The 13,847-nt window shown below is 54.5% G+C and carries 11 protein-coding genes; 10 read left to right on the top strand and 1 reads right to left on the bottom strand.

Features of this window, described 5'->3' with window-relative positions; translation table 11 throughout:
- Window positions 1–171: 171 nt before the first annotated feature.
- The 4 genes from QGT73_RS10150 to QGT73_RS10135 all read left to right on the top strand — a co-directional run bounded on the left by QGT73_RS10150 (window position 172) and on the right by QGT73_RS10135 (window position 5,105).
- Window positions 172–1,074: a metal ABC transporter solute-binding protein, Zn/Mn family gene (locus QGT73_RS10150; protein WP_280122357.1), complete on the top strand. Its 903-nt coding sequence runs from the start codon at window positions 172–174 to the stop codon at window positions 1,072–1,074.
- The gene (locus QGT73_RS10145; RefSeq protein WP_280122356.1) at window positions 1,071–1,784 is read left to right on the top strand and encodes a metal ABC transporter ATP-binding protein; all 714 of its coding nucleotides are present in this window, start codon (window positions 1,071–1,073) and stop codon (window positions 1,782–1,784) included. The genes QGT73_RS10150 and QGT73_RS10145 overlap by 4 nt, the downstream gene beginning before the upstream one ends.
- Window positions 1,785–1,792: 8 nt before the next feature.
- The gene (locus tag QGT73_RS10140; RefSeq protein WP_280122355.1) at window positions 1,793–3,607 is read left to right on the top strand and encodes an LTA synthase family protein; all 1,815 of its coding nucleotides are present in this window, start codon (window positions 1,793–1,795) and stop codon (window positions 3,605–3,607) included.
- A gap of 67 nt (window positions 3,608–3,674) precedes the next feature.
- The gene (locus QGT73_RS10135) at window positions 3,675–5,105 is read left to right on the top strand and encodes a sialate O-acetylesterase (protein ID WP_280122354.1); all 1,431 of its coding nucleotides are present in this window, start codon (window positions 3,675–3,677) and stop codon (window positions 5,103–5,105) included.
- Between the two features lie 158 nt (window positions 5,106–5,263).
- Here QGT73_RS10135 and QGT73_RS10130 read toward each other — a convergent pair whose 3' ends face one another.
- Window positions 5,264–6,583, bottom strand: a complete 1,320-nt coding sequence (locus tag QGT73_RS10130) for a hypothetical protein (RefSeq protein ID WP_280122353.1) — start codon at window positions 6,581–6,583, stop codon at window positions 5,264–5,266.
- 145 nt (window positions 6,584–6,728) lie between these two features.
- On the opposite strand from QGT73_RS10130, the gene QGT73_RS10125 reads away from it, so the two are divergent.
- The 6 genes from QGT73_RS10125 to QGT73_RS10100 all read left to right on the top strand — a co-directional run bounded on the left by QGT73_RS10125 (window position 6,729) and on the right by QGT73_RS10100 (window position 13,431).
- Window positions 6,729–7,244, top strand: a complete 516-nt coding sequence (locus QGT73_RS10125) for an RNA polymerase sigma factor (protein ID WP_280122352.1) — start codon at window positions 6,729–6,731, stop codon at window positions 7,242–7,244.
- 15 nt (window positions 7,245–7,259) lie between these two features.
- Window positions 7,260–7,787, top strand: a complete 528-nt coding sequence (locus tag QGT73_RS10120; protein ID WP_280122351.1) for a hypothetical protein — start codon at window positions 7,260–7,262, stop codon at window positions 7,785–7,787.
- A gap of 6 nt (window positions 7,788–7,793) precedes the next feature.
- On the top strand, window positions 7,794–8,210 hold the full coding sequence (locus tag QGT73_RS10115; protein WP_123617211.1) for a hypothetical protein: 417 nt from the start codon (window positions 7,794–7,796) through the stop codon (window positions 8,208–8,210).
- Between the two features lie 411 nt (window positions 8,211–8,621).
- Window positions 8,622–10,556, top strand: coding sequence for a glycogen debranching enzyme N-terminal domain-containing protein (locus tag QGT73_RS10110; RefSeq protein ID WP_280122350.1), 1,935 nt, complete (start codon window positions 8,622–8,624; stop codon window positions 10,554–10,556).
- A gap of 16 nt (window positions 10,557–10,572) precedes the next feature.
- Window positions 10,573–11,835: a glycosyltransferase family 4 protein gene (locus tag QGT73_RS10105; RefSeq protein WP_280122349.1), complete on the top strand. Its 1,263-nt coding sequence runs from the start codon at window positions 10,573–10,575 to the stop codon at window positions 11,833–11,835.
- A gap of 45 nt (window positions 11,836–11,880) precedes the next feature.
- Window positions 11,881–13,431, top strand: a complete 1,551-nt coding sequence (locus QGT73_RS10100; protein ID WP_280122348.1) for a glycoside hydrolase family 57 protein — start codon at window positions 11,881–11,883, stop codon at window positions 13,429–13,431.
- The last annotated feature ends 416 nt before the right edge of the window (window positions 13,432–13,847 follow it).

The following is a 13,847-nucleotide window of genomic DNA, read 5'->3' as shown; positions in this document are numbered from 1 at the left end:
ACACAAATCAATCTAAATACTAAATTTTATTTATGGAAATATAGGAATCTTGCTAAAATTTGCTTATATTTGCAAAAAATTTACAACAGGACGTTTTATCATACTCCCAAGTACAATTTCTCACACATCTTCTCACTCAAAAAACTCTTATTTTTCCTCTTCGTTATTCATATGAAATCACATAACTGCCTCTATATCCTCATTATCCTGACCCTCATCTCGGGTTGGATAGCCACAGGTTGTGCCGGCGGGCCTCCCGAGCAGCCCATCGTCACTGTGAGCATCGAGCCACAACGCTATATACTTGAACAGATTACCGGCGACCGCGTGCAGGTGCGCAGCCTTCTCACCGAAGGTGCCAATCCCGAGACCTACGACCCCTCGGTGACACATATGCACAATCTCGGCAAGTCGATAGGTTATCTGCGCATGGGAAATATCGGCTTTGAGGCGGCACTCGTCGACAAGATACGCGAGGCCAATCCCGGGCTGAGGATATTTGACACCTCGGCCGGAGTGGACCCCATACTTGGCACACACTCCCACGGCCCCCACGAGCATACGGTCATCGACCCGCACACATGGACATCGGTCAAGAACGCCAAGATCATCGCGGCCAACATGCTCAAGGCCATGGAGCAGATTGACTCAGGCAACAAGGGCTATTATCGACGCAACTACGAGATATTCGCCTCGCGGCTTGACTCGATCGACTCGCTCATCACCGAGCGGCTCGCCCCCCACCGCGGGAGCTCGTTTATGGTGTGGCATCCGTCGCTCAGCTATTTTGCACGCGACTATGGACTCAATCAGATAGTGGTCGGAAATGCCGAACACAAGGAGAGCTCGGTGGCCGACCTGCGCCGGGCCATCGACAACGCCCGCAGCCGTGGCGCGGAGATATTCTTTTTCCAGAAAGATTTTGACAGCCGTCAGGTGTCGGCCATCAATGCCGAGCTGGAGGCCAACGAGATAAATATCAATCCGCTCACATATCAGTGGGAGGACGAGATAATACGCATCGCCGAGGCTATCGCCGACACTCCGGCCCCTACAGCCACTGAAGAAAAATGACAGGCCCAATGACCGACACTCCCGACACCATAATATCACTGCGCGGCATCTCGCAGCAATGGGACGGACGCACTGTGCTCTCTGACATCAACTTTGATGTGCGCCGAGGCGATTTCATAGCCATAACGGGACCCAACGGAGGTGGCAAGACCACACTGCTGCGCATCATACTCAAACTCCTGCATCCGACCACGGGCACGGTGACCTATCTGCGCGACGGCAAGCCGACAAAATCGTTGTCGATAGGTTATCTGCCGCAGAAAAACATGATTGACTCACGGTTTCCAATCACCGTCGAGGAGGTCGTGGCTTCGGGGTTGCTCGGCGACAAGGTGACACGTGAGCAAACCGCCGCTCTCACCCGCGAGACTCTCGGACTCATCGGGCTGGAGGCACACGCGTCAAAAAGCATCGGCACCCTGTCGGGCGGACAGTTGCAGCGCGCACTGCTTGGCCGGGCCATCATCTCAAATCCCGGGCTGCTGGTGCTCGACGAGCCGCTGAGCTATGTCGACAAACAGTTTGAGCATTATATCTATGATCTTGTGGCCGAGCTGTCACGCTCCACAACCATACTGCTCGTGTCGCATGAGATGTCGACCATCGCCGGAATGGCCAACCGCCATCTAATCATCGACCGCGCGCTTCACGAGTGTCCCTCCCACCACCATCATGTGCACTATGAGTGCGATGACCTGCCACAACCATAGAGACACGTATGCCGACAAAACGCCCTCTTAAATCCATAGCGCATCTGTCATCTATCCCTCGCATCGGTGTGACATTCGCCCTGCTGACCGGATGTTTTTCCGCACTGTTTGTGCTGTTTCTTATCCTGACCGATGTGTATTATTACTATCCCAAGGGAGCGGTCATCAACTCACTCGGTGCGGCACTCTTTTTCTCGCTTCCCGCACTCTTTCTCCCCCGCAGGTTAAGGACAGCCGTGCCGTTGACGGTTATGGCATTGGTGTCGGTATTTCTGTTTTGCCAATATCTCTATTATCTCATCTTCGGCGATTTCTTCTCGGGTGCGGCACTCTATGCAAGCGACCTCACCGACGCGACATTTGTCAGCAGCGCGCTCTCGCTCGTCTCGCTCAAGAGCCTGAGTCTTTTCGCTCCACTTCTTGTCACGGTTCTCGCACTCATGCCTGTGCGACGTCTGCCCGACACTGCCACAGGTCTGCGGCTCAAAGTCGCAAGCCTCTTGCTGTTTATGGTCATACCTTTCGGACTGTATGCTCTCAGCATGCGCAGACTCTACATGTGGGTCAATGCCGACGGGAGTATGACGTGGCATGATGCCTACCTGCAGCAACAGGTCATACTCAACTATCCCGACACACCACGCCAGCTCACACGGTATCTCGGCCCCGGTTTTCTGATCTATTACTTCCTGACATCACTTGACGCCGACGAAATTACGCTCTCACCCGAGGAGCGGGTAAGGCTGGCCGCAAGCATACCGCAACGCCCGGCCTGCTGTGAGGCCGACTCTACAGCCGGAGACAAAAGAAGCCTGATACTGATATTTGTCGAATCGCTAAATTCGTCGGTGCTTGAAATACCTCAGGCCCGCACGGTGCTCCCGACTATCACATCGCTGATGGATGACAGCGGCACGGTGACAGCCACTAAGGTGCTCACGCAGGTGTCGCACGGAGAGAGCTCCGACGGACAATTTATAGTAACGACAGGACTGTTGCCGTTTCGCAACGGCGCGTTAGTGTCACACTTCAGCCGGGCCGACTATCCGTCGCTCCCCAAAGCCCTCGGCTACAGCTTGTCGGCCGAGGTCATCTGCGAGTCAGCCGACATATGGCAGCACTCGTCGACCACACAGAGCTACGGCTACGGCATGCTCTATGACCACAGTGTCGATGAGGAGAGTCCCGACAGGGACAGCCGGGTGCTGGAGCGTGCGGCAAGTGTGCTCGATTCGCTCACTCACTACTCCCCCTATATGCTCATGGTCTCGACCATCGACATGCACATGCCTTATACCGGTCCCAAGAAGCTGTCACGTCCGCTCGACGTAACGGGGCCGGAGTGGAGCGAATATGACAACCGCTGTCTCAACTACATCACCGCCACCCATGAGTTTGACCGCGCTCTCGGAGTGTTTATCGACTCGGTAGCGGCCAAGTCGCGTGCGGCAGGCTCACCGCTTCCGGTCATAGCCATCGTGGGCGACCATGCCGCCCCGCGCAACTCGCTGACACCTCCGCTCGATACGAAATATGTGCCGCTGATTGTATGCAACACCGGCCGCACTCTGCGATATGACATCCCGATAGGGCAGATTGACATCTTCCCGACGCTGCTCGACATCATGGGGGTGGACAGTTACACGCTCACGTCAACCGGGCGGCCCTATCGCGGACTCGGCGAGAGCATTCTCTCGGCCACACCGCCTGTCGGAGCGGTCGACACCGAGGGGTGTGCCGTGGAAGGCACTGTCAATCCCGAAGGCAAAGCCCGGATGTGGCAACTGAGCGATTCGCTCATAAGATCAAGATTTTTTCAATAAACGGGCGGGTCAGACCGTTCAGATATATAATACACCATTACCTAATCAATATTCCATCCACCTCCACATGAACAAGACACATTTCTTAGCATTGTGCGCACTGCTCTCGGCCGCTGCGGTAGCCGAGGCCAAAGTGAAACCGTCGGCCATGATAGGCGACAACATGGTGCTTCAGCAAAATTCCAACGTTCGCCTCTGGGGCACAGCCGACCCCGGTGAGACTTTTAAGATTACCACCTCGTGGGACGGCCGCACCTATGACGTCTCGGCCGACCGCTGCGGCGACTGGAGCATGGCTGTGGTTACTCCGCAAGGGTCGTTTACTCCTCAGACCGTCACTATCTCGGGCGGCGAGACCATCACCATAGACAATGTGCTCATAGGCGAGGTGTGGCTGGCATCGGGGCAGTCAAACATGCAGATGCCGCTCAAAGGTTTTCCGGGCTGCTGTGTCAAAGACGGATATAAAGAGATAGCCGGAGCGAGGGTCTGGGCCGACAAGGTGAGATTTTTCAACGTGCCTCTCACCCAGAGCTATACACCGCTCGATACGGTAAACGCCCGTTGGGATGTGCCGTCGCCCGAGACCGCACCCGAATTTAGCGCGATGGCCTGGCATTATGCCAAGCAGATGGCCGATGTGCTCGAAGTGCCGGTAGGCATAGTGAGCGCGGCCTATGGAGGCGCGAGGGTCGAGAGCTGGACTCCGCGCGACATGCTTGAGAAGTATCCCGACGTGTCGCTTGACCCTAAGGACGTAGAGCCGATGGTGCACTATCTGCGCCCCTTGCTTATGTATAACGCCATGTTCAACCCCGTGAAGCAATACACATATAAAGGTATAATATGGTATCAGGGTTGCTCCAATGTGTCGACCTACGAGACTTATGCCGAGCGTCTGGCGGCGATGGTGACTCGCTGGCGCGACGAGATAGGGCTCGGCGACATACCGTTCTATGCCGTTGAAATCGCTCCTTATGAGTATGATTCGCCTGCCGAGACCGGCAAATCGCCCTATCTGCGCGAGGCTCAGTGGAAAGCGGTGTCGATGATACCTAATGCCGACATGATATGCATCAACGACCTTGTGGAGCCTTATGAGCGTTACAACATACACCCCGCACAAAAGGAGGCTGTGGGCCGTCGTCTCTGCGACTTGGCTCTCAACAAGACTTATGGCAAGAAGCAGTTTCTCGCCGGAAGTCCGCGCTACAAGAGCCATCGCACCGAGGGCGACAAGATGCTTGTGGCCATCGAGTCGCCCAACGACGGTGTGTGTCGCAATTATGATATAGTAGGATTTGAGATTGCCGGAGCCGACGGTGTGTTTCATCCGGCCGAGAACGTTAATTTCCGCTGGCAGACCAACGAGGTCGAGCTGTCGTCGCCTGCTGTCCCTGTGCCGGTCGATGCGCGCTATTGTTTCCGCGATTTCCAGCCCGGCACGCTCCACGGAGGCAACTACCTCCCTCTCATACCTTTTTCTACTCGGCCGTAGGCCGAAGGTTATGAGGTTTTTACTCGGGCTACGCCCGAAGGTTATAAGGTTATAAGGTTAATTTGCCCTTCGGGCAAAAGGTTATTTGGCCCATAACTTTATAGCCTCTTAACCTTATAACCACATAACCTTATAACCTTCGGGCGAAGCCCGAGTACTTAGAATGAGAATTGGCACATCGCGCCTACGCGGCGGGCCCATGCATGGGAGCCGTCCACGTCCTGACGTTTGCCGAAGTTGGCTTCAGCTCCTATCTGGATGCGGGGTGTAACGTTGTAGAAGATGTTGGCACATCCGTAAAGTCCATATTTGTAGCCTTCGGCCGAACGGGGTGCCGAGGTATTGTTGCGGGCTTCGCCAAACGTGCACGACATCATGAACTTGTGAGAGAAGTGGTAGCTGAGTCCGAGGAAGTAGCTCCAGCTCGGCACGGTGCGCAGGCGTCCGGGCGACTCCACATTGTCAATGAGGTCATACTGGCCCATGAGGAAATCGCCTCCTACATTGGAGTAGGAGCGGCCGACATTGCCTATGCCATACACTGTGAGCGACGGGGTGGGGTTGAACACGGTGGACAGTTGCAGACCATAGCCCACGGGGGTGTGGTTGCTGCCGTTGACAAGGTCGCGATAGGGGAGGAAACGTGTGATGCCCGACAGGCGCACATGCTGGTCGGGTGCCCATTCATACTGCACCATGGCCGCAAGATTGGGCAGAGAACAGGAGCGCGGAGCTGTGTTGCCGTTGTCGGTGTCGAGATTCATGTCGGGAGTCTCGACCGAGAGGCCGAGCGTGATGCCCGACTTTCTGAACGTATGCATCCATCTTACCAGCAATGCCGTGAAATCCATGCTCATGGTCGAGCCGTTGGCGTCGACGGTCGGGGCGAGTGCCATGCCGTCGGAAAATGTCGAGGTGGCATATCCCACAGTCCAGTCATTGACGGTGGCATAGGCTTTGGAGAGCCTCATGTCGCGGCCTTCATAGCCGTTAAACTTGGTCTGGATATAGAGCTGATAGGTGCCTATGCGTGAGTTGCGTCCTATCACGCGAAAAAACAGTGATGTGCCCGAGGGGGTGGTGCCGAAGTGATTGCGGTTGAGGGGCGTGTCGGCGAGCGGAATGTCAAAAGGCTTGAAAGCCGGCCCGGGCATGGAGTTACCTGGGTCGAAATAGGCTCTCATTCTGACCATGCCGCCGACACCCATGGCCATATTGGCATCACGGCTCATGAACAGGAAATAGGGTGCGGCCGGGTCTTGATAGTTGCGGAACTGGTCGATGTAGAAATGCATGATCAGCGAACGTATCGAGTCGTCAGGCAATACGGCTTTTTGGTTGTCGCCAAAATAAATGACGTGATGATCGGCGACAAGCGAGTCAAGAGTCTCCTGTCTTACCGTAGGTGTGGTTGCCGAACCGCTCAGGGCTGCTGCGCCCAGAGTAAATCCCACCAACAAGCGTGATGCAGTGTTCATAATGCAAGGAATTTTATATAATATGTATGTTTCATTATGATTTTATAACACACATAGTGAAAAAAGGTTGAGCAATCTTTATCTTTTTGAAAAAATCAGAGGCTCTTGTGTAACATTTGGCCCCCATTTACGTCTTCTTAATAGAATGGACCGCAAAGAGTTTGAAACTGTCGCCCCCTCGCTCAGAGAGAGCATCGTGAGAATGGTCGTGCGCCTCGTCCCCTCGGGCGAGACGTCAGGACTGGCTGACGATGTGGCCCAGGACACCCTGTTGCGTCTGTGGACACGCCGTGACAGCATCGACACTTACCGTTCCATCCATGCCCTGGCCATGGTGATGGCCCGCAACCGCACCATCGATCTGCTGAGGAGCGACCGTTCCGGCTCGCATGTGAGTCTTGACGACGGCTACGACTCGCCCGACTCATCGCCCGATCCGCACGAATGTATGGTCTCGGACGAGGCCGACGCCCGTCTGCGCTCCATCATGGAGTCGCTCCCCTCGGCCCAGCAGGCCATCATAAGGATGCGACATGTCGAGGAGATGGAAATCGATGAGATTGCCTCGGTGACAGGCTCTTCGCCGAGTGCCATACGCGTGATGCTGTCGCGGACGCGACGGCACATCAAAGACCTCTTTCTCAATAATCAGGAAATCTGAACAAAAAAACGAACAATGAACCCTATCGATCACAACAACTACCGCCAATGGGTGGAGCGGTTTCTTGACGCAGAGACCACACTCGCCGAGGAGCGAGAGCTGTATGCCTACTTCTCGCGTACCGACCTGCCTGAAGAGGCACGACGTTACCGCAGCATGTTCGGATGGTATGAGGAGCTGCCGGCTCTCGACCGCGCCACGGCGGCTGCCACACCGTCGCGTCCGGTGCGCATACTGCCGTTGAGACCGTGGCAGTGGGCCGGCATAGCCGCCATGATAGCCATTCTGCTCGGGCTTGGCTTCTCGATGCGCCGGGCTGTCGGACAGGACGAGTATATCTATGCTTCCTACATGATACGCGACGGACTTAAAATCACCGATCCTGAGATGGTGCGCGCGGAGTTTGACCGCATAGAGTCGCATGCCGACCGATATGCCGCCTCGATCGAGTCACGGCTGGACGACTATGATTTTCCCGACATCGACATCGAGACCGACAATCCCGAGATACGCAATTTTATCAACACATCATTTAAATACTGACCCCATATGACAACGCTGCTTCGCACACTGACCGCCACGCTTATCATCACGATACTCTCGGCCATCCCGACATTTGCCCAGTCATCGCTCGACAAAATCATCGAGCCGCTCAAGGACGGCGACAAGGGGTCGTCGGTGGTGTATCGCGAAAAACGTAACCCCACGACCAAAGCCATCATCGAGTCGGCTCTGCTCGTAGAGTTCAACGACTCAAAGCTGGCCAATAAAATCATCGAGACCATGAAAAAGGAGCGTCAGAACGCTGCCAATTTTTCGTCATACGACAACAGAAACAACAAGAATTATAAAATCGAGTATCACAGCAAAAACGGTGACAGCTCGGAATATTGCATTTTTCTTGAACGTAACAAATGGACTCTGACCGTCAAGGTCTACCGCCCATCCGCCAAAAAGAGACGATAGTTTAGAGGGTATTTATCTGTGATGCACCGTAACTTCGGCTTGGTCCATAAAATGGGCTGAATGGCATTGGCGTCCAACTGAAGTCTGAGAGTTAAAAGTTTAGAGTTTATACATAGATGTGCTGACAGGGCGAGAGACTCCGATATGTCAGCACATCTATGTATAAACTCTAAACTTTTAACTCTAAACTCTAAACTCTATTTTTTTATGCTTAATAACATAGTTTATCGAATGTTTTATTAAACATTGGCAAAAATTTCACATTTCCTTTGTTTTTATCGGCAAAAAGATATAAATTCGTGAATTTAAATAACGCACAGAAACTCTCCACACCTACATACACTCCCCTCAAACCTATATCAACAGCCATCATCATTCTACCCGGAATCTAACTAAAATTTTTATATATCAATGAGCTATCTAAAATTTGATAAGAACCTCATGATTAACCTGGAGCAATCACTCCCCAAAGAGATGCTCCGCACCAATCAATCGGGGGCCTATCACTGCACGACGATAGTTGACTGCAACACACGCAAGCAGCACGGTCTGCTTGTTGTGCCTGTGCCCGAGCTCGGAAACTCATGGCACGTGATGCTGTCGTCGCTTGACGAGACCGTCTATCAGCACGGCGCGCCTTTCAATCTCGGGCTGCACCGTTACAGCGGCGGCGTCATGAACCCCAACGGACATAAGTACATACGTGAGTTTGACTGTGAAAGTGTGCCACGCACTACCTATCGCGTGGGCGGCGTAATACTTACCAAGGAAAAGATGTTCATCTCCAATGAGAACCGCATTCTCATCCGCTATACTCTTGTCGAGGCCCACTCGCCCACCACTCTGCGCTTCCGTCCGGTGCTCGCTTTCCGCGAAGCCAACGCCCTGTGTGTGGCCAATGACGCCATCAACACTGAGATACCCGAGATCGACAACGGAGTGTCGGCATGCCTCTACAGCGGTTATCCGCGCCTGTTCATGCAGTTTTCCCACAAGCCTGCGTGGACCTATGACCCGCACTGGTATAACGGCTTCGAATATGTCAAAGACCTTGAGCGCGGAGTGCCCTATACCGAGGACCTCTGGGTGCCCGGCTATTTTGACGTGCCCATCCGCAAGGGCGAGAGCATCATCTTCTCGGCCGGACTCAGCGAAGTGTCGCCCCGCTCGCTCTCCAAGATGTATGAGAAGGAGATTGCCCACCGCACATGCCGCACATCGTTTTTCAACTGTCTCAAAAACGCCGTCAAGCAGTGCTATCTGCGCGAGGGCGACGACATGTATCTTCTCTCGGGCTATCCCTGGGGCAAGGTCATAGCGCGCAACACGTTCATGGCTCTCCCCGGAGCAACCATAGCCATCAACCACCGCGAGGATTTCGAGCGTATCGCCGACACGGCCCTGCGTTCGCTCCGCTCGTTCATGCAGACCGGCAGTCTTGACCCGCGCATCCAGGGTATCGACCTCCCCGACATACCGCTCTGGGCCATCTGGGCCATCCAGCAGTATGCCAAGGCCTACTCGCGCGAAGAGGCCGCTGCAAGGTATCTCGACGACATCCGCGCCATCATCGACTATATACTCGCCGGCAAGCATCCCTTCCTCAAGGTTGACAGCGAGACCGGCATGGTCAGCACCGACGGCTCCAATAAACCCATGTCGTGGATGAACGCCTCGCTCGGCGGACATCCCGTAGTGCCCCGCTCGGGCTATCTGATAGAGTTTAACGCCTTGTGGTACAACGCTCTCGTCTTTGCCTCTCGTCTCACCGAGGGTGAGGAGCAGGACAAATACAGCGTGCGTGCCGAGAAGATGGCCCAGCCGTTCATCTCGACATTCCTCAACGATTACGGCTATCTCTACGACTATGTCAACGGCACGTATGCCGACCCCTCCGTGCGCCCCAACATGGCCATAGCCATCGGGCTTGACTACTCGCCGCTCGACCGTCGACAGCGCAAACGCGTGCTTGACATCGTGACCCGCGAGCTGCTCACACCCAAGGGCTTGCGCACACTCTCACCCAAGAGCTTCGGCTACCGGCCCAACTATCTCGGTTCGCCCGAAGACCGCGAGATGGCCCTCCACAACGGCCCGGCCCGTCCGTGGCTCATGGGCTTCTATTCCGACGCCTATCTCAAAGTGTTCGGCATGAGCGGCGTAAGCTACGTAGACCGTATGCTCATCGGTTTTGAGGACGAGATGACCCAGGGCTGCATCGGCTCGCTCTCGCAGCTCTATGACGCCAATCCTCCCTATGTGGGCCGTGGTGCCATCAGCCACGTCACCAATGTGGCCGAAGTGCTCCGCACACTCACCACGCTCAAAAAATTCATAATGGACTAATCCCCCTCTCACACCCATGAAAGCATTAATGTTCGGGTGGGAATTTCCACCTCACATCCTCGGCGGTCTCGGCACCGCCAGCTACGGTCTCACTAAGGGTATGTGGGAGTGTGGCGACATGGACATCACGTTTGTAATACCCAAACCTTTCGGCGACGAAGAGCGTCATTTCGCCAACATCGTTGGCATGTCACAGGTGCCCGTATGCTGGCGCGACGTCTCGCGCGAATATGTGCAGGACCGCATCGGCAATGTCATGGACCCCGATCTCTACTACCGTCTGCGCGACCATATATATGCCGACTTCAACTACATGCGCACCAACGACCTGGGCTGCATAGAGTTTTCCGGACGCTATCCCGACAACCTCGTGGAGGAGATCAACAACTACTCCATATGTGCCGGAGTCGTGGCCCGCACGCTCGATTATGACATCATCCACTCTCACGACTGGCTCACCTATCCCGCTGGCATCCATGCCAAGCAGGTGTCGGGCAAGCCGCTGGTGATACATGTACACGCCACCGAGTTTGACCGCTCGCGAGGCAAACCCAACCCCACAGTCTTCGGCATCGAGAAGGACGGCATGAACAACGCCGACCACATCATCTGTGTGAGCAACCTCACCCGCGACACCGTAATCAACAACTACGGCATCGACCCCTCCAAGGTCACTACCGTGCACAACGCCGTGACCCCGCTCACCCCCGAGCAGCTCAATGTGCCCGAACACAAGTCGAAGGACAAGGTGGTGACATTCCTTGGACGTATCACCATGCAGAAAGGACCCGAATATTTCGTCGAGGCTGCGGCCAAGGTGCTTAAAAACAACCCCAACGTGCGCTTCGTCATGGCCGGCAGCGGCGACATGATGAACAAGATGATACTCCTGGCCGCCGAGCGCGGCATCTCCGACCGATTCCACTTCCCCGGTTTCCAGAAGGGCAGTCAGGTCTATGAGATGCTCAAGGCATCGGACGTCTATATCATGCCGTCAGTGTCAGAGCCCTTCGGCATATCGCCGCTCGAGGCCATGCAGATGGGCGTCCCCTCCATCATATCCAAGCAGAGCGGATGTGCCGAAATTCTCACCAATGTCATCAAGACCGACTACTGGGACATCGACGCAATGGCCGACGCCATCAACTCGATTGTCACCTATCCCGCCATGTACAACCAGTTGCGCGAGGACGGTCTGGCCGAGGTCAACCAGATAACCTGGGACAAGGCCGGACGCAAGGTCATCGACATATATAATAAGGTGTTGAATAGAGTTTAAGAGTTAAAAGTTTAGAGTTTACCACAATCATAATATCGCAAAATAATGAAAGCAATCTGCTTCTACTTCCAGATACATCAGCCATTCCGTCTGAAAAGATACCGCTTCTTTGACATTGGCAACGACCACTACTATTACGACGACTTTGCCAACGATGACATCATCACCCGCATAGCCGAGCGCAGCTACATCCCCGCCGCCAAGAGCCTCCTCAAGATGATCGAGGACACCAAGGGAGCCTTCAAGTGTGCCATCTCCATCACAGGCACCGCTCTCGAGCAGTTTGAGATGTACGTCCCCGAGTTTATCGACCTGCTCAAGAAGCTCGCCGACACCGGCAGCGTGGAGTTTCTGGCCGAGACCTATGCCCACTCGCTCGCGTCGCTCGCCGACCCCGAGGAGTTTGCCAACCAGGTCAAGGTGCATGACGAGAAAATCAAGGAACTCTTCGGCCAGTCGCCCAAGGTGCTCCGCAACACCGAGCTCATATATTGCGACGAGCTCGCTCCCCAGATACTCGCCATGGGCTACAAGGGCGTAATCACCGAAGGTGCCAAGCATATACTCGGCTGGAAGTCACCCAACTATGTCTACTCGGCCGCCTCAGCCCCCAAACTCAAGATGCTGCTGAAAAACGACAAGTTCTCCGACGACATCTCCGACCGCTTCTCCAACACCTCGTGGGACGAATATCCCCTCACGGCCGACAAATATATCTCATGGATAGCATCCACTCCTGCCGAGGAGCAGATCATCAACCTGTTCATGAACCTCGAAGTCTTCGGTGACTTCCAGCCCCGCGAGACAGGCATATTCCAGTTCCTCGAGGCACTCCCCCGCTTCGCCGCCGAGCACGGCATCGAGTTCTGGACCCCCTCGACAGCCGTAAGCAAGCTCAAGGCCGTCGACATCATGCCGGTGCTCCATCCCATCAGTTGGGCCGACGAAGCCCGCGACACCTCGGCATGGCTCGGCAACAAGCTCCAGAACGAGGCTTTCAACAAGCTCTACAGCGTCAGCGAGCGTGTGCGTCTCTGTGAAGACCGCCGTCTCAAGCAGGACTGGTATTACCTCCAGGCTGCCGACCACTTCTTCTATATGTCGACCAAAAATATGCATGACGGGTCGGTTCACTCCCAGTTCTCGCCCTACGACACTCCGTTTGAGGCCTTTACCAACTATATGAACGTCCTGGCCGACTTTATCGTGCGCGTAGAGGAGCAGTATCCCATGTCGATCGAAAACGAGGAACTCTCGGCTCTTCTCACCACCATCCGTAACCAGGAACGCGAGATAGAGACTCTCAACAAGGAAGCCGAGTCGATGCGTAAAAACATCGAGCACTTCAACGAGGAGCACCTCCTCCGCGAGCAGCAGGAAGCAGCCAAGAAGGCCGAAAAGAAGCCTGCGGCAAAAAAGACAGCCGAAAAAACGGCTCCCGCTGAAAAGCCGGCTGAAAAGAAGTGCGCACCCAAGAAAACCAAAAAGGAAGCCGCACCCAAGAAAGCCTCCGGAAAAGCTGCATCCAAGAAAGTAGCCGAGAAGGTCGAAGCCCCCGCCCCCGAAGTAAAAGCCGAAGAAGCACCCAAGGCATAATCATGTAATTGACATAAGGGTATGGAAAGATACCCTCATGCAATACACATACAATATCAGGCCGTCCCCCGCCGTTGAACGATGGAGGTCGGCCTGATTGTTTTCATAGCATCCCCGCCTCATGACCTCATAACCTTTGGCCGCAGGCCAAGTCCCCTTTTGCCACAAGGCAAAAATAACCTTATAACCTCATAACCTTATAACCTCATAACCTTATAACCTCATAACCTTATAACCTTTGCCCTACGGGCAAGTCCCCTTTGCCCGCAGGCCAAGTAAATATGACACTTGAATATATACAGCAGAAATTTGGTAACTACTCAGGTAGGTTTGTCGTACTCCCCCATGCACAACTTCCCTCGTTGCAACCAACGAGAGTAAATCGTTTTTTTACAAAATATGAAGCTGTTTATAAT

The organism is Duncaniella muricolitica (assembly GCF_910574735.1).
In the GTDB taxonomy this organism is placed as follows: domain Bacteria; phylum Bacteroidota; class Bacteroidia; order Bacteroidales; family Muribaculaceae; genus Duncaniella; species Duncaniella muricolitica.
This window is presented reverse-complemented; position numbering and strand designations above follow the sequence as displayed.